Consider the following 18000-nt stretch of genomic DNA (forward strand, 5'->3'; position numbering starts at 1 on the left):
GACAGCAGACGAGAGCAGAGACGAGACCATGGCACGCGGGAAGCTCAGGATCTACCTCGGCGCGGCACCGGGCGTCGGCAAGACGTACGCCATGCTGTCCGAGGCGCACCGCAGGACCGAACGCGGCACCGACTGCGTGGTGGCCTTCGTGGAGCACCACGGGCGGCGGCGCACCGAGGTCATGCTGCGCGGTCTGGAGGAGATCCCGCGCCGCGAGCTGGAGTACCGCGACACCGTCTTCACCGAGATGGACGTCGACGCGGTCCTCGCACGGCGCCCGCGGGTGGCGCTGGTCGACGAACTCGCCCACACCAATGTGCCCGGCTCCCGCAACACCAAGCGCTGGCAGGACGTGGAGGAACTGCTCGCGGCCGGGATCGACGTCATCTCCACCGTGAACATCCAGCACCTGGAGTCACTGGGCGACGTGGTGGAGTCGATCACGGGAGTGCGGCAGCGGGAGACCGTGCCGGACGAGACGGTGCGCCGCGCCAACGAGATCGAACTGGTCGACATGGACCCGCAGGCACTGCGGCGGCGCATGGCGCACGGCAACGTCTACAAGCCGGACAAGGTCGACGCGGCGCTGTCCAACTACTTCCGCCCCGGCAACCTCACCGCCCTGCGCGAGCTGGCCCTGCTGTGGGTGGCCGACCGGGTCGACGAGTACCTGACGGAGTACCGCAGCGAGCACCGGGTGTCGACGATATGGGGCTCGCGGGAGCGCATCGTCGTCGGCCTGACCGGCGGTCCCGAGGGACGCACCCTCCTGCGGCGGGCGGCCCGGCTGGCGGAGAAGGGAGCGGGCGGCGAGGTCATGGCCGTCTACATCGCCCGCAGCGACGGGCTGACCTCCGCCTCGCCCAAGGAACTGGCCGTCCAGCGCACCCTGGTGGAGGACCTGGGCGGCACCTTCCACCACGTCGTCGGCGAGGACATCCCGGCGTCGCTGCTGGACTTCGCACGCGGGGTGAACGCCACCCAGATCGTGCTGGGGGTCTCGCGCCGCAAGAGCTGGCAGTACGTGTTCGGACCGGGCGTGGGCGCGACCGTGGCCCGCGACTCGGGCCCCGACCTGGACGTCCATCTGATCACGCACGACGAGGCGGGCAAGGGGCGCGGACTGCCGGTGGCGCGCGGCGCCCGGCTCGGCCGGGCGCGGATCGTCGCGGGCTGGCTCGTCGGCGTCGTGGGGCCCGTCCTGCTCACCCTGCTGCTCCAGCTCGGGCCCGACGCCGGCCTGGCCAACGACATGCTGCTGTTCCTGGCGCTGACGGTGGCTGCGGCCCTGCTCGGCGGCCTGTACCCGGCGCTCGCCTCGGCCGTGGTGGGCTGCGTGCTGCTGAACTGGTTCTTCACCCCGCCCTTCCACACGCTCACGATCGCCGACCCCGAGAACATCCTCGCCATCGTGATCTTCGTCGGAGTGGCGGTGGCGGTGGCGTCCGTCGTGGACCTGGCGGCCCGGCGCACCCACCAGGCGGCCCGGCTGCGCGCGGAGTCGGAGATCCTCTCCTTCCTGGCCGGCAGCGTGCTGCGCGGCGAGACCAGTCTGGAGGCGCTGCTGGAACGCGTCCGGGAGACCTTCGCCATGGAGTCGGCGGCGCTGCTGGAACGGACGAGCGACGTCGACCCCTGGATACGCGCCGGCAGCGTCGGCCCGCGCCCCGCCGGGAGCCCCGAGGACGCGGACGTCGACATGCCCGTCGGCGACCACATGGCGCTCGCGCTGTCGGGGCGGGTGCTGCCCGCCTCCGACCGCCGGGTGCTGGCGGCCTTCGCCGCCCAGGCCGCCGTGGTCCTGGACCGCCAGCGGCTGCGGCAGGAGGCGGACCGGGCCGAGGAACTCGCCGAGGGCAACCGCATCCGCACCGCTCTGCTGGCCGCCGTCAGCCACGACCTGCGCACCCCGCTCGCCGGGATCAAGGTGTCGGTGTCGTCGCTGCGCTCGGACGACGTGGAGTGGTCCGAGGAGGACCGGGCCGAGCTGCTGGCGGCGATCGAGGACGGCGCCGACCGCCTCGACCACCTGGTGGGCAACCTGCTCGACATGTCACGCCTTCAGACCGGCACCGTCACCCCGCTCATGACGGAGACCGACCTGGACGAGGTCGTCCCCATGGCGATGGGCGGCATTCCGGACCCCGGGGTGGCGGTCGTCCTGGACGTGCCGGAGAGCCTGCCCATGGTCGTCACGGACAAGGGACTCCTGGAGCGGGTCGTCGCCAACGTCGTCGAGAACGCCGTCAAGTACAGCCCCCGGGGCGAGCCGGTCGTGGTCGCGGCCAGCGCCCTGGCCGACCGGGTGGAGGTCCGGGTCGTGGACCGCGGTCCCGGCGTCCCCGACGAGGCGAAGGACCGCATCTTCGAGCCCTTCCAGCGCCACGGCGACGCCCCGCGCGGCGCGGGGGTCGGCCTGGGCCTCGCGGTCGCCCGCGGCTTCGCCGAGGCCATGGGCGGCACCCTCACCGCGGAGGACACCCCCGGCGGCGGCCTCACAATGGTCCTGACCCTCCGCGCCGCGGGAACGGGCACCGGACCCCGGCAGCCCGTACCGGCGGCGACCGCGGAGCCGCACCACCTGGTACCCACCGAGAGGCAGAGCTGATGACCCGGGTGCTCGTGATCGACGACGAGCCACAGATCGTGCGCGCGCTCGTGATCAACCTCAAGGCGCGCAAGTACGACGTCGACGCGGCGTCCGACGGAGCCACCGCCCTTCAGCTCGTCGCCTCGCGCCACCCCGACGTGGTCGTCCTCGACCTGGGGCTGCCCGACATGGACGGCGTCGACGTCATCAGGGGCCTGCGCGGCTGGACCCGGGTGCCGATCATCGTCCTGTCCGCCCGGCACACCTCGGACGAGAAGGTCGAGGCGCTCGACGCGGGCGCCGACGACTATGTCACCAAGCCCTTCGGCATGGACGAACTCCTCGCCCGGCTGCGGGTGGCGGTGCGCCGCGCCGAACCCACCGCCGGCGAGGACGTCCTGGTGGAGACCGCCGGGTTCACCGTGGACCTGGCCGCGAAGAAGGTCGACCGGGGCGGCGAGGACGTACGCCTCACCCCGACCGAGTGGCAGCTGCTGGAGGTCCTGGTGCGCAACACCGGCCGCCTGGTCAGCCAGAAACAGCTGCTTCAGGAGGTCTGGGGCCCGTCCTACGGCAAGGAGACGAACTACCTCCGGGTCTACATGGCACAACTGCGCCGGAAACTGGAGGCGGACCCGTCGCACCCCAAGCACTTCATCACGGAGCCGGGGATGGGCTACCGCTTCGAGCGATGACGGCCCCGCCGGACCCCGCCGGACCCCGCCGGACCCCGCCGGTAGTGTCGCGCCCATGACCGTCGCTCGCTCCGCCGCCCTGTTCCTCGTCGCCGCCCTCCTGGAGATCGGCGGGGCCTGGCTGGTCTGGCAGGGCATCCGCGAGCACAGGGGGTGGGCCTGGATCGGCGCCGGCGTCGTCGCGCTCGGCCTGTACGGCGTCGTCGCGACCTTCCAGAGCGACGAGAACTTCGGCCGGATCCTCGCCGCCTACGGCGGCGTCTTCGTCGCGGGCTCCCTCGCCTGGGGCATGGTCGCCGACGGCTACCGCCCCGACCGGTGGGACGTCGTGGGCGCGCTGGTCTGCCTGGCGGGCATGGCCGTCATCATGTACGCCCCACGCGGCCACTGACGCTCCCCGGCACGGCTCACAGCCAGTCCCGGTGCTTGAACACGACGTACAGGCTGACGCAGACCAGGGCCATCAGCACGATCGCGAAGGGGTAGCCGAGGACCCAGTGCAGCTCCGGCATGTGGTCGAAGTTCATGCCGTAGACGGTGCCGATGAGGGTGGGCGCGAAGAGGATGGCCGCCCAGCTGGAGATCTTCTTGATCTCGTTGTTCTGCGCGTGGCCCGCCTCGGCCAGGGCCTTCATCTCCTCGTTCTGCGCCTGGGTGACGAGGGTGGCGTTGACGGTGAGGATGTCGCCGAGCGCCTGCCGGAAGCCGTCGACGCGTTCGGCGACGGTGGTGGCGTGGTCGGCGACGTCCCGCAGATAGCGCTGCAGCTCCTCGTTCGTGCCGTACTTCGCGAAGCCGGCCTCCAGGCTGCGCATGATGGTCAGCAGCGGACGGGTGGCCCGCTGGAAGTCGACGACCTCGCGGGACAGCTCGTAGATACGGCGGGACACCTTCGGGTCGCCGCCGAACACCTCGGTCTCGATCTCGTCGATGTCGTTCTGCAGACCGGCCACCACCGGCGCGTACCCGTCGACGACGGCGTCCAGGATCGCGTACAGCACCGCCTCCGGGCCCATCGCCAGCAGGCCCTGGTCGGTCTCCAGCCGTTTGCGGACGGCACCGAGGTCGGGGACCTGGCTGTGGCGGACGGTGAGGACGAACTCCGGGCCGACGAAGATGTGGATCTCACCGAAGTCGACCTCCTCCGTCTCGTCCAGATAGCGGGCCGAGCGCAGGACGACGAACAGCGTGGCCCCGTAGCGCTCCAGCTTGGGCCGCTGGTGCGCGACGATCGCGTCCTCCACGGCCAGCTCGTGCAGCCCGAACTGGTCGGCTGCCTGCCACAGCTGCTCCGGGGTCGGCCGGTACAGCCCTATCCAGGCCATCGTCCCGGGCGCGCCGGGCAGCTGCTCGTAGATCTCCGCCAGGGACGCGGGGGCGTCGACGCGTCGCCCCTCGCGGTAGACCGCCGCGTCCACCAGACTCCGCTCCAGCGGCACCCGCGGCACGTCGTCCGGTTCCGTCCACGCGTCCAGCGCGTGCTCCGGGGCCGACTCCGTACCGCCGCGGCCGGCGTGGCCCGCCGAGCGCAGGGGCCACTTCCCGGCGCGGGCCGCGCGTACGCGCCATTCGGACATGACGCCACCTCCGGAAGGAGTACCCGAATCTGCTGCGCGGGAGGTGCCGAGCGGGTGCACCTCGCCCGCCGGGGCCGGTGAGGCCAAGGGGACGGCGACAACGAGACTAGGTGCTGTGGTGCCGCCGCGCGACGCGGCGGTCCGCCGCGACGGCCTACGAGAGCGGACCGCCGCGCGCCGCGGGACACGCTGACCACCGCAGGGGTGCCGTCTCAACCCACGCGTGTGTGGCCCGCGTCCTGGCGGAGGCGCAGCATGGTGGTGTGAGGCGGGCGGTGCGTCTCGTGATCCTCGGTGGCACCGCGACGCACGGGTACAAGTCGGGGCAGGGGCCTACCCGTGCGACGAGGAGCGGAGGACGACGTGGACTGGGGTCTGTTCGCCCAGCGGATGGCGACGATGGCGAGGGATCTCCTCGCGCAGGAATCGGTGAAGGGGACGCTGGAGCGGATCACGGCGTCGGCCACCGAACTGGTCGACGGCTGCGACGCGGCCGGCATCCTCGTCCTGCACGACACGAAGGTGGAGACCCTCGCGCCCACCCACGATCTGGTCACCGAGAGCGATGAGTGGCAACAACAGCTGGGGGAGGGGCCCTGCTTCGACGCCGCCCACAGCTCGGAGGGCGAGCGGGTCTTCCGGATCGCGGACCTCACCGCCGAGCAGCAGCGCTGGCCCGCCTTCGCGCCCCGGGCGCGCGCCCTCGGCGTGGGCAGCATGATGGGCTTCCTGCTGTTCACCGACGACGAGGAGTTGGGCGCGCTGAACCTGTACTCCCGACGGCCCGGCGCGTTCACCGAGGCCAGCGAACTGGCCGGCTGGCTGCTGGCGTCCCACGCGGCGATCGCCTTCTCCAGCGCACGCACCCACGCCCAGATGGAGCAGGCGGTCGCCACCCGCCATGTCATCGGGGAGGCCATGGGCATCCTCATGGGCAGCCGGCACCTCACCGAGGAGGAGGCGTTCGACGTACTGCGCCGCTATTCCCAGGAGAGCAACGTCAAACTCCGCGAGATCGCCCGCCGCGTCTGCGAACAGGGCAACCTCGGCTGACCTCGGGGCGTCGGCTCCCCCGGCTCACTGCTGAACAGGAGGAGCCTGAACCGGGTCAGCCCCCTGGGGGAAGGCCGCTGAACCCGGTCTGCCCACCAAGTCCCCCCTCTGGGCGCCCCGACACCTGCCGGAGACGGTCGGGTCAGGCGGTGGTCCGGACGAAGCGCAGCGTCGCCGTGATCGTGGCCAGGCCGCGCATCATGCCGAGCTGGTTCCAGCCCATGCCGAACTGCTCGCGGTCGACGGTGAACTCGGTACCCAGGGTGACCCCTTCGGCGGTCGCCTCCGTCAGACGCGCCGTGAGGGACAGCGGCCTGCTGATGCCGCGCACGGTCAGTTGGCCGACGACGCCGACCGCGTCGCCGTCCCGGAGTTCGGCGCTGCGGACGGCGAAGGTGATCTCCGGGTGGTGGTCCACGTCGAAGAAGTCGGCGGACCTCAGGTGCTCGTCGCGCTTGGCGCTCCTGGTGTCCAGGGAGGCGGCGTCGACGGTCACGACGCCCACGGCGGAGCCGTCGGGCCGGACCTCCCCCTGGCCGCCGACGGTGCCGAAGGCTCCCTTGACGGTGACCAGGCCCCACATCGTCCGGTGCTGAATGGCGACGGTGGAGGCAGTGGTGTCGAGCTGCCACAGTCCGGTTTCCACGGCGACGGTCATGGGGGTTCTCCTGTCGAGCGGTCATGAGGGGAAGTCATGACCAGGTGGTCGTCCAAATTTGTATGACTGAAGCTAGCCTGTTATTCGAACTTGGACAACCCAGTCTTCCAAAAATGGACAACAGGTACACTGGGCCCATGGCCGACCACGACAAACACCCCGCCCACCTGCCCGAATGCCCGTCCGCGCGGGGGAGCGACGGCCTTCTGCCGGCCGAGCTGCACGGCTGGATGCTGCTGCTGGGCGCGACGGGCGCGGTGGAGCAGCGGCTGCGTGCGGTCGTGAAGGAGCGGCTCGGCGTCTCCCACGACGAGTTCCTGATCCTGTGTCTACTGGCCACCCGGCCGGAGGACGGGCTGCGCATGACCCGGATCGCGGAGCTCCTCGGCCGTCCCAAGACCCGGCTCACCTACCAGATCGCCTGCCTCCAGCACTCCGACCTCGTCACCCGCGCCTCGGTGTGCGGCGACAAGCGCGGGATCCAGGTCGCGCTCACCGAGAAGGCGCGGCGGCTGCTGAAGGAGGCCTCCGACGCGCTCGCCGGGACGGTCACCGACGCGCTCGGCGAGTTCATGGGGCCCGCGCAGCGCGAGGCGCTGAGAGGACTGCTGCCGGACCTGGTCGCCGAGCGCCCCGCCGAGTCACCGGACCCGGCCTCGGCGTGACCCGCGCCGGGGGCCGCGGCCGGGTCGGTTCGTGAGGGGCGACCCGCGCCCGGACCTGTGGCCGGTTCAGTTCGCGCGGGCGCGCGGACGGCGGAGCATCCGGGCGTCCTCGAAGCCGACCGAGCGTGCCGCGGCGTCGACCGTGGCGCCGTGGCTGATGAGGTGCTCGGCGCGCTCCGGGCGCAGGGTCGTCCGCGGCTCGTGGCCGTTGCGGCGGGCGTAGACGACCATGTCGCGGGCGACCCGGGCGGCGACCGCCGGGCCGGGCCGTGCCGGCCCGCGACGAGACGCAGGGCCAGATCGAAAGCAAAGATCCGGTCAGCCGCTCCGGGTGACCGCTCCGTCAGGAACCCGGCAGCCACAGGTCGGGGCCGAACACCTCGTAGCGGATGGCGCGGGCCGGTGTCCCCGCGGCCAGCAGCTGACCGCGCACCGTCCGCATGAAGGGCAGCGGCCCGCACAGGAACACCGTGGCGTCCTGGGCCAGTTCGAGACCGTCGAGATCCATCAGACCGCTCCGGAACTCCGTACCGGCCCGCTCCACCTGTTCGGCCTGCCGGGTCGGCTCGGCCGGTTCGGGGTGTTCGTACCAGACGACGGCGCGGGCACCCGGGAGCCGGTCGACGAGCGCACTTGTCTCGGCGCGCAGGGCGTGGTCGGCGGGGGAGCGGTCGGCGTGCAGCACCAGCACCGGGCGGGTCGAGCCCGCCGCGGCCAGATGCGCCAGGATGCCGGTCATCGGCGTACAGCCGATGCCCGCGGAGACGAGCACGACCGGGGACCCGGTGTCGGCCGGATCGTCGAGGAAGACATCGCCGAACGGCGCCGACAGGGTCAGTTCGTCGCCCGCGGACACCCGCTCGTGCAGCAGGGTGGAGACCTCGCCGTCCGGCGTGCCCTCCGCCGCGGCGACCCGCTTCACGGTGATCCGCCGCAGACCGTCGCCCGGGTCGCAGGAGAGGCTGTACTGCCGTACCTGGCGCACACCGTCCGCCATACGGACGCGGACGCTCACGTACTGGCCGGCCCGGGCCCGCGGCGCGGGTCCCCCGTCGGCGGGGCGCAGCAGGAACGACACCGTGTCCGGGGTCTCCGTACGGCGCTCGACGACGGTCCACGGCCGCCACACCTCGCCGGGCGTCACGCCCGCGTCCTGGTACAGCCGGGCCTCCCGGCCGATCAGCGCGCCCGCCATCAGCCAGTACACCTCGTCCCAGGCCGCCGCGACCTCCGGGGTGACGGCGTCGCCGAGCACCTCGGCTATCGCGCCGAAGAGGTACTTGTGGACGATCGTGTACTGGTCGTCGGTGACCCCGACCGCCGCGTGCTTGTGGGCGATCCGGTCCAGCAGTGTGTCCGGGCGGGTGTCCGGGTCGTCCAGCAGCGCGGTCGCGAACCCGGCGATCGACCCGGCCAGGGCCCGGCGCTGCGCGCCGCTCGCCTGGTTGCCGCGGTTGAACATCCCGTCGAGCAGCTCCGGACGGTCGCGGAACATGGCGCCGTAGAAGCGGGTGGTGATCTCGTCGAGCGCTCCGGCGACCGCGGGCAGGGTGGCGCGGACGACGGCGGCGGACTCTTCGGACAGCATGAGGCCTCCCAGGAGTGGGCGGAAGGGGTGAGGTCGGGCGCCGCGTCCCCTCGGGCGCCGGTCCTCTGTGTACCAGGCGACGGACCGCGTTTCGGCGCCGTTCGCCCGCTACCGGCGAAGTGGGGACCAATGGCCCCATCGAGTCGGGAGCATCGGCCCAACGGGTGCGGCCGACGAGGGGCCGGGCGGCCCGGGAACGGCCTCCGACAAGCCCTGTCGCGGAACCGTCGTCCGGTCAGCGCGTGCCGAGTTCACGGCCGGTGACCATCTCGGACGCGATCCGCACGAAGACCTCGTTCCGCGCGGGCATCCAGGAGGCGGGGCCGGTGCGGGACAGCCGCCCGTGCTCGGCGGGATCGGTCACCACGTCGGCCCGGCCGGTGACGACGACGCTCCAGCCGGACCGGGTGACCGGGTCGAACTCGTCGCCCTCGAACGCGACCACGACACCGTCGATCGCCCGCACCAGGTCGGAGCCGGCCGACGTGCACAGCAGCACGGCGTCGTCGTTGCCGAGGGCGAAGTTGACCGGGAGCACCGCGGGCAGCGCGCGCCGGGTGTAGACCACCCGCCCGACCGGCACCTTGGCCAGCAGTCTCAGGCACTCCTGCCGGTCGAGCACACGAAACGCATCGTTCTGAACCATCAGCCCATCGTCCGTACGACACCCGAACACGGGTAGGGCCGGTCGGCCCGTTCTCCAGCCCGTCCGGCCGGGGTCCCCCGAGGGGCGGCCCCTGTCTCGTTCAGCTCGGCCGACGCTCGCCCGGGGTCGGCCGGTCCAGGTGGGTGGCGAGGACGGCGGCCTGGACGCGGCGTCGGACGCCCAGTTCGGCCAGGAGGCGGGAGATGTGGTTCTTGACGGTCTTCCCCGACAGGTAGAGCCTCTTGCCGATTCTCCCGGTTGGTGATCCCTTCGCCGATCAGGCCGATCGGCCCCCACCGGCCCATACCCTCCGCGCGTGGCGTGCCCGAGCGCCGCGCCAGGGGCCGCCGGGCCCGCCGTCCGGGCCGTCCGGCCCTGTCGGCGCGGCCCTTCGGCATCCGGCGCGGCCGGCCGCGGTCCGCGAGAGTGAGGGACGCGAGGTCGAGCGACGCCGGGTCGCGGTCCGGCCACGGACGAAGGGGTGCGTCTCCATGGCCGTACGCCACCACATGCCCGTACGCCGGCCCCCGCCGCGGTCGAGCACGGTGGCCCGCCGTTCGGAGCGCCGCCGTTCAGAGTTTCGCCGCGTGGTCCGGGACGTACGTCCGCAGATCGCGCGGAGGGCGCTGATAGCCGGTCGACGCGGGACGCTCGGGCAGTTCCAGCACCGGCGGCGGGACCTCGTGGTACGGGACCGAGGCCAGCAGGTGGGCGATCATGTTCAGCCGGGCCCGCCGCTTGTCGTCGCTCTCCACCACGAACCAGCGCGCCTCGGTGATGTCGGTGTGCACCATCATCTCGTCCTTGGCCCGCGAGTACGTCTCCCAGCGGGAGATCGACTCCAGATCCATCGGCGACAGCTTCCAGCGCCGCAGCGGATCCTCCAGCCGACGGCGGAACCGGTCCTGCTGCTCGGTGTCGCTCACCGAGAACCAGTACTTGCGCAACAGGATCCCGTCCTCCACCAGCATCCGCTCGAAGATGGGGCACTGTCGCAGGAAAAGTTGGTACTCCTCCTCCGTGCAGAAGCCCATCACGTGCTCGACCCCGGCCCGGTTGTACCAGGACCGGTCGAACAGCACGATCTCCCCGGCCGCCGGAAGGTGCTGGATGTACCGCTGGAAGTACCACTGGCCGCGCTCGCGCTCCGTCGGCTTCGGCAGCGCGGCGATCCGGGCGACACGCGGGTTGAGGTGCTCGGCGACCCGCTTGATCGTGCCGCCCTTGCCGGCCGCGTCCCGCCCCTCGAAGATCACGACCAGTCGGGCGCCCGTCGCCCGCACCCATTCCTGGAGCTTCACCAACTCCGTCTGCAGACGCAGCAGTTCCTCTTCGTACGCCGCACGCGGCAACTTCGTCGCCTTCTTGCCGGCCATGCCGCCTCCACCGCCCTATGACCCCCGTCGATGAGTTCCGGAGTCACCCATGACCAAGGTCGAACACCAGAACGTCACCGTACTTTCCGACGACGAGCTGCGCACCCTGGACGCCCACTGGAGGGCCGCCAACTACCTCGCCGCCGGACAGATCTACCTGATGGCGAACCCCCTGCTGGCCGAGCCGCTGCGGCCGGAGCACATCAAACCGCGGCTCCTCGGCCACTGGGGCACCTCGCCCGGCCTCAACCTCGTGCACACCCACCTCAACCGCGTGATCAAGGCGCGCGGACTGGACGCGCTGTGCGTCTGGGGCCCCGGCCACGGCGGGCCGTCCGTGCTCGCCAACTCCTGGCTGGAGGGCAGCTACAGCGAGATCTACCCCGACGTCCCGCGGGACGGGCGGGGCATGGAGCGGCTGTTCCGGCAGTTCTCCTTCCCCGGCGGGGTTCCGAGCCATGTCGCCCCGGAGACGCCCGGCTCCATCCACGAGGGCGGTGAACTCGGCTACTCGCTGGCCCACGCGTACGGCGCCGCCTTCGACAACCCCGGCCTGCTGGTCGCCTGTGTGATCGGGGACGGCGAGGCGGAGACCGGGCCGCTGGCGGCCGCCTGGCACTCGAACAAGTTCCTGGACCCGGTGCACGACGGCGCGGTCCTGCCGATCCTCCACCTCAACGGCTACAAGATCGCCAATCCGACCGTCCTCTCCCGTCTCCCCGAGGGCGAGTTGGACGCACTCCTGCGCGGCTACGGGCACGTCCCGATCCACGTCACCGGCGACGACCCGGCGCAGGTGCACCGCGCGCTGGCCGCGGCCCTCGACGAGGCGCTCGACCGGATCGCCCTCATGCAGCGCACCGCCCGTGAGGACGGTGTCACCGAGCGCGCGCACTGGCCGGTGATCGTGCTGCGCACCCCGAAGGGCTGGACCGGCCCCGCCGAGGTCGACGGGGAGCCCGTCGAGGGAACCTGGCGCGCCCACCAGGTCCCGCTCGCCGGCGTGCGGGAGAACCCCGACCACCTGCGGCAGTTGGAGGCGTGGCTGCGCTCGTACCGGCCGCAGGACCTGTTCGGCACCGACGGGCGGCCCGTCCCCGACGTCCTCGCCTGCGTTCCCGAGGGCCCCCGCCGGCTCGGCGCCACCCCGCAGGCCAACGGCGGTCTCCTCGTCCGTGACCTGCCCGTCCGCTCCCTCGACGACTTCGCCGTCCCGGTGGAGAAGCCCGGCACCACCCTCCACGAGCCGACCCGGGTCCTCGGCGGCCTCCTGGAAGCGGTCATGAACGACACCCGCGCCCGCCGGGACTTCCGCGTCGTCGGCCCCGACGAGACGGCCTCCAACCGACTCCAGGCCGTCTTCGACGCCAGCGGCAAGGCATGGCAGGCCGGGACCCTGCCGGTGGACGAGCACCTGGACCGGCACGGCCGGGTGCTGGAGACCCTCTCCGAGCACACCTGCCAGGGCTGGCTGGAGGGCTACCTCCTCACCGGCCGGCACGGCCTGTTCTCCTGCTACGAGGCGTTCGTCCACATCGTCGACTCCATGGTCAACCAGCACATCAAGTGGCTGCGGACCTCCCGCGAGCTGCCCTGGCGGGCCCCCATCGCCTCCCTCAACTACCTGCTCACCTCCCATGTGTGGCGGCAGGACCACAACGGCTTCTCCCACCAGGACCCCGGCTTCGTCGACCACGTCCTGAACAAGAGCCCCGAGGTCGTACGGGTCTATCTGCCGCCGGACGCCAACACCCTGCTCTCCGTCGCGGACCACGTCCTGCGCAGCCGGGACTACGTCAACGTCGTCGTCGCCGGGAAGCAGCCCTGCTACGACTGGCTGTCCCTGGACGAGGCCCGCGCCCACTGCGCGCGCGGCGCGGGCATCTGGGACTGGGCCGGCACGGAGAACGGCGACGAACCCGACGTCGTCCTCGCCTGCGCCGGCGACGTCCCCACGCAGGAGGTGCTGGCCGCCGCGCAGCTGCTGCGCCGGCACCTGCCCGGACTGGCCGTGCGCGTGGTGAACGTCGTCGACATGACCCGGCTGCTGCCGAGGGAGGAACACCCGCACGGGATGAGCGACTTCGAGTACGACGGGCTGTTCACCACCGACAAGCCGGTGATCTTCGCCTACCACGGCTACCCGTGGCTGATCCACCGCCTCGCCTACCGCCGCACCGGCCACCGGAACCTGCACGTCCGTGGCTACAAGGAGTCCGGCACGACGACCACACCGTTCGACATGGTCGTCCGCAACGACCTCGACCGCTACCGCCTCGTCATGGACGTCGTCGACCGCGTCCCCGGCCTCGCCGTGCGCGCCGCCGCCGTACGGCAGCGGATGGCCGACGCCCGGACCCGCCACCACGCGTGGATCCGAGAGCACGGCACCGACCTGCCCGAGGTCGCCGACTGGGCCTGGAACGTCTGACGGCCGCAGAGCTCAGCGGGCAGGGGCGGGCACCGGGCCCGTCGGCTCCCCGGGCAGCCGGGCCCCCACCTCGAACACGTCGGTCAGGCCGGTGCAGCGCAGCAGCCGCAGGAAGCGCGAGTCGTCGGTGACCAGGCGGAGCCGGCCGTGCCGGTCCCGCGCGCGGTTGCGGGCCCGGCACAGCACACCGAGCCCGGAGCAGTCGATGAAGTCGACCGGGCGCAGGTCCAGCACCAGGTCGGGGTGGGGACGGGAGGTCAGGGCGTCCAGGCGGGCCGCGAGCGCGGGAGCCGTCACGACGTCTATCTCGCCCCGCAGGGTCACGACGGTCGCGCCGCCGGAGGTGTGGTGCGTGCGGTACGGCGCGGACCCGGTGTCGTTCTCGTCCATGAGACGAGACAAGCCCTGGTGACCGGGTCGGCGGTAGGGCCGTTCGGTCCCTCTTGTACCGGCCCGAACGGGACCGGCGGCCCGCACGGTGGCCCGGTCGGTCCCGTGCGAGGTCCGCGTCCAGCGGACAAGCTGGATGTGGGGGACTTTCCCGGCATGCGCAGAAGGACGGTGAGGAGCGTCATGAAAGGCTTCGTCTTCCACGGACCCGGGCAGTCGGCCTGGCAGGACATCCCGGACCCCGCGCTCAAGGACCCGACCGACGCGGTCGTACGGGTCGACGCCGTGACCATCTGCGGCACGGACCTGCACATCCTCAAGGGCGACGTCCCCGACGTGCGTCCCGGCACGGTCCTCGGACACGAGGCCGTCGGCGAGATCGTCGAGGTCGGCGGCGACGTCCGGACCGTACGCCCCGGCGACCGCGTCCTCGTCTCCTGCATCAGCGCCTGCGGCCGCTGCCGCTTCTGCCGGGAGAGCGCCTACGGCCAGTGCCGGGGCGGCGGGGGCTGGGTCCTCGGCCATCTGATCGACGGCACCCAGGCCGAGTACGTCCGCGTCCCCCACGCCGACCTGTCCGTCCACGTACTGCCCAGCACGGTCGGCAACGAGGACGCCGTGCTTCTCGCGGACATCTTCCCGACCTCCTACGAGGTGGGTGTGCTCAACGGGCAGGTGCGGCCCGGGGACACCGTCGCCGTCGTCGGGGCCGGCCCCATCGGTCTCGCCGCGATCGCCACGGCGCGGCTGTTCGCCCCCGAGCGGATCGTCGCCGTGGACCCGGCGGCGGCCCGGCTGGAGGCCGCCAAGCGGCTCGGCGCCGACGCCGTGGCCGACGCCCGCGAGGACCCCGAGCAGCTCGTCGCCGACCTCACGGACGGACTCGGCGCCGACGTGGTCATCGAGGCGGTCGGGCTGCCGGAGAGCTTCGAGGCCTGCACCCGCATGGTGCGCCCCGGCGGCCACGTGGCCAACGTCGGCGTCCACGGCAAGCCCGCCGTGCTCCACCTCGAAGACCTGTGGATCAAGAACGTCACCCTCACCACCGGCCTGGTCGACACCAGCTCCACCCCCACGCTGCTGCGCATGGCCGCCGCCGGGCGCCTGCCCACCGCGGACCTGGTCACCCACACGTTCCCGATGAACCACATGGAGGAGGCGTACGACGTCTTCGGCCGCGCCGCCGACACCGGCGCCCTGAAGGTCGTTCTCGGCGACCTGCCGCACCGGGAGGTCGCCGTCCGCGCGGCCTGACCCCCGCTCCGCCCCGGCCCGCCGAGGGCCGCCGGCCGGTACGGAGAACGGAGCGACACCGCGGGGGATCGGTGCCGCTCCTCGTTCCATTGTCCCTCCGACCCCACCTGTCCCGCACGGGCCGAAGGTCCCGACCTCGGGGCCCGTCCCGGCGTCGTTCGCCTGCCCTTCGCCGCAGTCGGAGCTGCCCGCCCGGTCCCCGCCCGGTCCCCGCCGGGTCGGCCGGATTCGCTACCGTGCCACGCCGCCGACCATTACGTTGGCCACAGGGGCCGGGCCGGTGGGGCCCGCGGACAGGGGACCGGAGGAACCGTCAGGTGGGAAGCTCGGAGGAGGCCCGGGTACGGCTGCCACAGCTGCGGCTGGACGAACTGCTGGAGGAGCTCCAGGCCCGCCTGGACGCCGCCCGCGGCACCCGGGACCGGGTGCACAGCCTGCTGGAGGCGGTGCTCTCGGTGGGCCGCGAGCTGGACCTGGAGCAGGCCCTGCGCAGCATCGTGGAGGCCGCCGCCGTGCTGGTCGACGCCGAGTACGCGGCCCTCGGGGTCATCGGCCCCGACGGCAAGCGTCTGTCCGCCTTCCACACCGTCGGCGTGAGCGAGGAGCAGATCGCCCGGATCGGCCCCTTCCCGGAGGGCCACGGCATCCTGGGCGAGCTGATCCGCCACCCGGAGCCCCTGCGCCTGGCGAAGCTCTCCGACCACCCGGCGTCGTACGGCTTCCCGCCCCACCACCCGCCGATGAACACCTTCCTCGGCGTCCCGATCCGGGTCCGCGACCAGGTCTTCGGGAACCTGTACCTCACCGAGAAGCGCGGCGGTGCCCAGTTCGACGAGGAGGACGTCTCGGTCACCCTCACCCTGGCCGTCGCGGCGGGCGTCGCGATCGACAACGCCCGGCTCTACGCGGAGTCCCGGCTCCGTGAGCGCTGGCTGCGGGCGAACGCCGAAATCGTGCACCGTCTGATGGCCGGCGGCGACCGCACCGAGGTCCTCGGCCTGATCGCCGACCGGGCCCGCGAGATCACCGGCGCCGCCCTCGCAGGGGTCGCGATGCCGATGGAGGAGACGGACTCGCTGTCCGTCGAACTCGCCCTCGGCCAGGAGGCGGAGACCTTGAACGGTCTGGTCCTGCCCGTGGAGGGCAGCCTCCTCGGCGAGGCCTTCGCCGGGGCGACCGCCGTCACCAGCCCGGACGTCGTCCACGACGTACGGGTCTCGGCGGGGACACCGGGCTTCACCGGCCTCGGACCGGCCGTCGCCGTCCCCGTCGGCACCGGCGAGAGCGGCGTCCGGGGTGTGCTGCTCCTGGTGCGGGAGGCGGGGCGGCCGGCGTTCACGGAGAAGGAGATCGACCTCCTGCGGGGCTTCGCCGCCCAGGCGGCGATCGCGATGGAGCTCGCGGAGCGCAGGCTGGAGGCCGAGGAGGTCGCGGTCCTCAAGGACCGTGACCGGATCGCCCGGGACCTGCACGACCTGGCCATTCAGCGGCTGTTCGCCACCGGGATGACCCTGCAGAGCGCGGGCCGGTTCATCGAGCACACCGAGGCCTCCGAACGCGTCTCGCGGGCCGTGGACGACCTGGACGAGACCATCAAGATCATCAGGTCGACGATCTTCGGCCTGCGCACCCGCGACGGAGCCGCGGGCACCGGCCTGCGGGCCCGCACCGTACGGGTGGTCGGGGACGCGGCGCCGGTCGTGGGCTTCGCCCCCAGCGTGCGCATGGAGGGCCTGCTCGACACCGACGTACCCAAGGAGATCGCCGACCACGCGGTGGCCGTCCTCTCCGAGGCCCTCACCAACATCGCCCGCCACGCCCGCGCCGACCGCGCCGAGGTCGTCCTCGCCACCGACGGGAACGAGTTGCGTCTGTCGGTCACCGACAACGGCGTGGGCGTCCCGGCCGGGGGCCGCCGCAGCGGGCTGCGCAACATGGCCGAACGCGCCGAGCAACTCGGCGGCGGATTCGACCTCACCCAGCCCCCGGGCGGAGGCACCGCCCTGGTGTGGTGCGTACCGCTCAAGCCCGTCTGACCTACGGCGCCGGACGGAGCGTCGCCCCGTCGCCCCGCACCGCCACCCCGCCCCACACCCACCGCGGGCCCGCCCCCCGGCCCCGTGACCGTTGCCCCTACGTCGACCCTCCGGAGGTCGTACTGCCATGCGGGTCCATCACCTCAACTGCGGAACCCTGCTCCCGCCCACCGCCCGGCTGGTCTGCCACGTCCTGCTCGTCGAGGCGCCGAACGGCCTGGTCCTGGTGGACTCCGGTTTCGGACTGCGCGACATCGACGAACCCGGACGGCGCCTCGGAGGATCACGCCGGCTGCTCAGGCCCGTGCTCAGGGCCGACGAGACGGCGGCCCGCCAGGTCGAGGCCCTCGGCTTCAGCCGCGAGGACGTCCGGCACATCGTCCTCACCCACTTCGACCTGGACCACATCGGCGGACTCTCCGACTTCCCCGCCGCCCAGGTGCACACCACCGCGGCCGAGGTCCGCGGGGCCATCACCTCCCCGTCCCGGCGGGAGCGGAACCGCTACCGGCCCATCCAGTGGGCGCACGGCCCGAACCTCGTCGAACACACCCCGGACGGCGAGGCCTGGCGCGGCTTCGCCGCCGCCAAGGAACTCGACACCATCGCCCCCGGCATCGTCCTGATCTCCCTGCCGGGCCACACCCGCGGCCACGCCTGCGTCGCCGTCGACACCGGTGACCGCTGGGTCCTGCACGCCGGCGACTCCTTCTTCCACCGCGGCCTCATCGACGGCCGCACACCGGTGCCGCGCGTCCTGCGGGCCACGGAAGCGCTGCTCGCCCACGACTTCCCGCGGGTGCGCGCCAACCACGCCCGCCTGGCCGAGCTGTACCGGCGGGGCGACGCGGACCTGACCATCGTCAACGCGCACGACCCGGTCCTGTTCGAGAAGGCACGCGCCGGGCATCCCGGCGGCCCCGCCGCTGGCCGCTGAGGCCCCCTCTTTGACCGCGAGGACCAGTTCCTCCCGCGGCGCCGCTCCGTAGGTTCCCTACAACCCCTCGGCGAGGGGACCGCGAACGGCCGGACAAGGGAACT

General features: G+C 72.6%; 15 protein-coding genes and 2 pseudogenes. 9 read left to right on the plus strand and 8 right to left on the minus strand.

Annotated features, from left to right (window positions below; genetic code table 11):
- Nucleotides 1-28: 28 nt before the first annotated feature.
- Genes SMA5143A_RS38610 through SMA5143A_RS38620 form a run of 3 tightly spaced genes read left to right on the plus strand, consistent with a single transcriptional unit; the run spans nucleotide 29 to nucleotide 3676 of the window.
- Complete coding sequence (locus SMA5143A_RS38610) at nucleotides 29-2608, plus strand: sensor histidine kinase (RefSeq protein ID WP_107467458.1); 2580 nt, start codon at nucleotides 29-31, stop codon at nucleotides 2606-2608.
- The gene (locus SMA5143A_RS38615) at nucleotides 2608-3285 is read left to right on the plus strand and encodes a response regulator (protein WP_107467459.1); all 678 of its coding nucleotides are present in this window, start codon (nucleotides 2608-2610) and stop codon (nucleotides 3283-3285) included. Before SMA5143A_RS38610 ends, SMA5143A_RS38615 begins: the two co-directional genes overlap by 1 nt.
- Before the next feature lie 55 nt (nucleotides 3286-3340).
- Nucleotides 3341-3676: a YnfA family protein gene (locus tag SMA5143A_RS38620; RefSeq protein ID WP_107467460.1), complete on the plus strand. Its 336-nt coding sequence runs from the start codon at nucleotides 3341-3343 to the stop codon at nucleotides 3674-3676.
- A 16-nt stretch (nucleotides 3677-3692) separates the two neighbouring features.
- On the opposite strand, the gene SMA5143A_RS38625 is transcribed toward SMA5143A_RS38620, so the two are convergent.
- Complete coding sequence (locus tag SMA5143A_RS38625) at nucleotides 3693-4862, minus strand: magnesium and cobalt transport protein CorA (protein ID WP_107467461.1); 1170 nt, start codon at nucleotides 4860-4862, stop codon at nucleotides 3693-3695.
- A 390-nt stretch (nucleotides 4863-5252) separates the two neighbouring features.
- Between SMA5143A_RS38625 and SMA5143A_RS38630 the strand changes: the two genes are divergently transcribed.
- Entirely contained in the window at nucleotides 5253-5915 is a 663-nt protein-coding gene (locus SMA5143A_RS38630; RefSeq protein WP_107467485.1) for a GAF and ANTAR domain-containing protein, read from the plus strand.
- Between the two features lie 142 nt (nucleotides 5916-6057).
- On the opposite strand, the gene SMA5143A_RS38635 is transcribed toward SMA5143A_RS38630, so the two are convergent.
- Nucleotides 6058-6573 (minus strand): YceI family protein, encoded by a 516-nt coding sequence (locus SMA5143A_RS38635; protein WP_107467462.1) that lies wholly within the window; start codon nucleotides 6571-6573, stop codon nucleotides 6058-6060.
- Between the two features lie 137 nt (nucleotides 6574-6710).
- Between SMA5143A_RS38635 and SMA5143A_RS38640 the strand changes: the two genes are divergently transcribed.
- Nucleotides 6711-7238 (plus strand): MarR family winged helix-turn-helix transcriptional regulator, encoded by a 528-nt coding sequence (locus tag SMA5143A_RS38640; RefSeq protein ID WP_107467463.1) that lies wholly within the window; start codon nucleotides 6711-6713, stop codon nucleotides 7236-7238.
- Between the two features lie 66 nt (nucleotides 7239-7304).
- Here the strand turns inward: SMA5143A_RS38640 and SMA5143A_RS38645 are convergent.
- The 5 genes and pseudogenes from SMA5143A_RS38645 to ppk2 all read right to left on the minus strand — a co-directional run.
- A pseudogene (locus SMA5143A_RS38645) lies at nucleotides 7305-7540 on the minus strand (AraC family transcriptional regulator); the annotation flags it as partial.
- A gap of 41 nt (nucleotides 7541-7581) precedes the next feature.
- Entirely contained in the window at nucleotides 7582-8826 is a 1245-nt protein-coding gene (locus SMA5143A_RS38650) for a globin domain-containing protein (RefSeq protein ID WP_107467464.1), read from the minus strand.
- A gap of 235 nt (nucleotides 8827-9061) precedes the next feature.
- The gene (locus SMA5143A_RS38655; protein ID WP_107467465.1) at nucleotides 9062-9472 is read right to left on the minus strand and encodes a pyridoxamine 5'-phosphate oxidase family protein; all 411 of its coding nucleotides are present in this window, start codon (nucleotides 9470-9472) and stop codon (nucleotides 9062-9064) included.
- A 100-nt stretch (nucleotides 9473-9572) separates the two neighbouring features.
- Nucleotides 9573-9759, minus strand: a pseudogene (locus tag SMA5143A_RS38660) (LuxR C-terminal-related transcriptional regulator); the annotation flags it as partial.
- Nucleotides 9760-10044: 285 nt separating this feature from the next.
- Nucleotides 10045-10848, minus strand: a complete 804-nt coding sequence (gene ppk2, locus SMA5143A_RS38665; RefSeq protein ID WP_107467466.1) for a polyphosphate kinase 2 — start codon at nucleotides 10846-10848, stop codon at nucleotides 10045-10047.
- 49 nt (nucleotides 10849-10897) lie between these two features.
- Here ppk2 and SMA5143A_RS38670 point away from each other — a divergent pair, with 49 nt between their 5' ends.
- On the plus strand, nucleotides 10898-13279 hold the full coding sequence (locus SMA5143A_RS38670) for a phosphoketolase family protein (RefSeq protein ID WP_107467467.1): 2382 nt from the start codon (nucleotides 10898-10900) through the stop codon (nucleotides 13277-13279).
- A 12-nt stretch (nucleotides 13280-13291) separates the two neighbouring features.
- Here the strand turns inward: SMA5143A_RS38670 and SMA5143A_RS38675 are convergent, their stop codons facing one another.
- Nucleotides 13292-13669, minus strand: a complete 378-nt coding sequence (locus SMA5143A_RS38675; RefSeq protein ID WP_107467468.1) for an STAS domain-containing protein — start codon at nucleotides 13667-13669, stop codon at nucleotides 13292-13294.
- A 183-nt stretch (nucleotides 13670-13852) separates the two neighbouring features.
- Here SMA5143A_RS38675 and SMA5143A_RS38680 point away from each other — a divergent pair, with 183 nt between their 5' ends.
- The 3 genes from SMA5143A_RS38680 (at nucleotide 13853) to SMA5143A_RS38690 (ending at nucleotide 17896) form a co-directional block, all read left to right on the plus strand.
- Nucleotides 13853-14923, plus strand: a complete 1071-nt coding sequence (locus SMA5143A_RS38680) for a zinc-dependent alcohol dehydrogenase family protein (RefSeq protein WP_107467469.1) — start codon at nucleotides 13853-13855, stop codon at nucleotides 14921-14923.
- A 317-nt stretch (nucleotides 14924-15240) separates the two neighbouring features.
- On the plus strand, nucleotides 15241-16959 hold the full coding sequence (locus SMA5143A_RS38685) for a sensor histidine kinase (RefSeq protein WP_107467470.1): 1719 nt from the start codon (nucleotides 15241-15243) through the stop codon (nucleotides 16957-16959).
- A gap of 127 nt (nucleotides 16960-17086) precedes the next feature.
- The gene (locus SMA5143A_RS38690) at nucleotides 17087-17896 is read left to right on the plus strand and encodes an MBL fold metallo-hydrolase (protein ID WP_107467471.1); all 810 of its coding nucleotides are present in this window, start codon (nucleotides 17087-17089) and stop codon (nucleotides 17894-17896) included.
- Nucleotides 17897-18000 lie beyond the last annotated feature (104 nt).

Source organism: Streptomyces sp. MA5143a, from assembly GCF_900290235.1.
In the GTDB taxonomy this organism is placed as follows: Bacteria; Actinomycetota; Actinomycetes; order Streptomycetales; family Streptomycetaceae; genus Streptomyces.